The 2258-nt window shown below is 68.6% G+C and carries 1 protein-coding gene; it reads right to left on the bottom strand.

What is annotated here, in order from left to right:
* Window positions 1–87: 87 nt before the first annotated feature.
* Entirely contained in the window at window positions 88–2100 is a 2013-nt protein-coding gene (locus DD1DGNOD_RS08140; protein ID WP_131769817.1) for a glycosyltransferase family 39 protein, read from the bottom strand.
* Window positions 2101–2258: the final 158 nt, after the last annotated feature.

Raw genomic sequence — 2258 nt, 5'->3', positions numbered from 1 at the left:
CCACGAGGCGGGCACCACGAGGCGGGCACCACGAGGCGGCGGACTCCGGACTGCTGGGAATCCGCCGCCGGACACAGGTGCGGGTCGTCAGCCCGCGCTGAGCCGGATCGTCGGCGTCACCCCCGATCCCACCGCACCCACCTGACTGTCCGGTACCAAGACCCTGACCGCGGCCTGCCTGGAATCGACGCGAACGGGCAGGTCAGTCCAGTCAAGAAGACGTTCACGGCCATCTGCCGACGGGGTGTAGAACAGCCTCAGCGTCACCGAACGGTCCTTTGTGGCAAGGACATCACCAACTTTCGGACGGAACCCGAGGCCGGTTGTGTCCACACCGTCGGGGCTGATGGTGAGCCGGCCCACCAGTGGTTGATCCGGGTTCACCGGGAAGGAGCTCCGCCTGCCGCCTCCAGTCACCTCTATACGGGCCGCCCGGGCACCGGCCGGCACCGACGCGGTGATGCCGACGTCGACACTCGCGCTGTGCACCACCCGCAGGCGTTCCAACTGGGCTGCCGACGACGATGCCAGCGTCCGGTTGTAACCGATGGCCAACCTGAGCAGGTACGCCGGCCGGTCCGGATGATCGGCAACGACGTCGAAGTCGGATTGCCCCCGCGAGACCGCGTACAGCACCCGGTCGTCCAGCGTCGGCGAGTTGGACACCACCGATGTGGGGTGCATGAGAAAGGCCGGGTCGACCGGAACGATGACCAACATGGGACCAGCTTGGGTAGCGATCATATTCGACAGATCGCGATCACGCCGGGTGAACGTCATGTTGTCCTGCAATGCGACGACCAGGACGAACGCACTCAGAGCGAGACCCGCGCCGGCGGCGAGACCGGTGATGCGTGGCCACGCCGAGGCCATGTCCACCAGCCCGCGGGCTCCGAACAGGACAAGCGTGACCAGCACCGGCATGAGGTAGAACGGGCCGATGTAGCGGGTGCCGCCCCACAGGTCGGCAGCGTTCCAGGCGCCCCAGAACCCGACGTACCCGACAATCAGGAGCAGGGCGCCGGCTCCGACCGTGAGCGCAGGGGCGGACAGCCGACGGCGGGCGACCGTCGCGGCCGACAGGACCGCGAGGAGAACCCCGCCGCACGCCCAGGCGCCGAGCAGCCACAGATGATCGCCGATGGCGGCGATCCCTTCGGCCACCCCGAAGCGGTGAGCGGTGTCGGTGGGAAAGAGCCTGCGGACCCCGAAACCCAACTTGTCATCGGGTTCCAGCAGCGCGAACGGAAGCTGGAAGGGGCTGCCCGTCGCCGCCGCGTTGTAGCTGAGTAGGAGAGCGACCGGAGCAACCAGCCCTGTTCCCACCCAGCGCAGCACCCACCACCGCCGTCCACGCGCACCTCGGCACACCACCCACAGCACAAGCGGGCCGAGTACCAGCACGGTGTCGTACGGACGCACCGCCGCCGCAAGCCCCAGTGCCAGCCCGGCGCCGATGAGCGGCGGCCGGTGACGGGTACGCAGCCCACGCAGCAGTCCGAGCACCACGCATTCGGACAGGACGAGCACCGGCAGATACGGCAAGAGCATCGCGCTGTGCAGGACTGTCAGCGGTGACAGGGCCAGCAACCACGCGGCGACGGCGGCGGCCCGCCGGTCGTTGAGCAGCTCGATCCCGACGAGGTAGGTCACCCCGACCGCGGCAGCCGCGACAAAGGCAAGCGCCGCGGCCGTCCCGCCGGTGATCACTAGGCTCAAGGCTAACAACCCAGCGATCACAGGGGTGTACTTCAGTACATAGTGACCATCGACAACCGTCGCCAGCCACGGTGCGTAGGACTCGGCCGACGGCGGCGCTGATGGAAACAAGTCGCCTCCCGCCAACGTCTGGGCCTGCAGCCGGTAGAGCGCCTCGTCGTTGTTGATCGACAGGTAGGGAAACAGATGCTGATTGATCAGTACGGCGGCAACCGCGCTGAGCAGGGCCGCCACCGCGACCGTCCAGCCGGGCCGGGATACCGCGGCCAACCGTGATCGCAGGACCGCACGTGAATATCGCCACCCCGGCCCACGAGCCGGCCGACCGTCCGACCGGCGGTCAGAGAGGTGCCGGTCGGACGGCTCCAGCCGCTGATCCATGGGCTGATCCGTGGATTCCGTATCCGGGCCGCTACCATCCGTCCGGGGCGTTCCCGTCTGCCCCCGCGGCACTGGGATGGGCATTGGCGTGTCGGCCCCCCGCGCGCTGGTCACGGACCGACGCTACCCACAGCTTCCATCCCGATCGGGCACGGGTC

The sequence above is a fragment of the Candidatus Protofrankia californiensis genome, assembly GCF_900634765.1.
GTDB classification, from domain to species: Bacteria; Actinomycetota; Actinomycetes; order Frankiales; family Frankiaceae; genus Protofrankia; species Protofrankia californiensis.
This window is presented reverse-complemented; position numbering and strand designations above follow the sequence as displayed.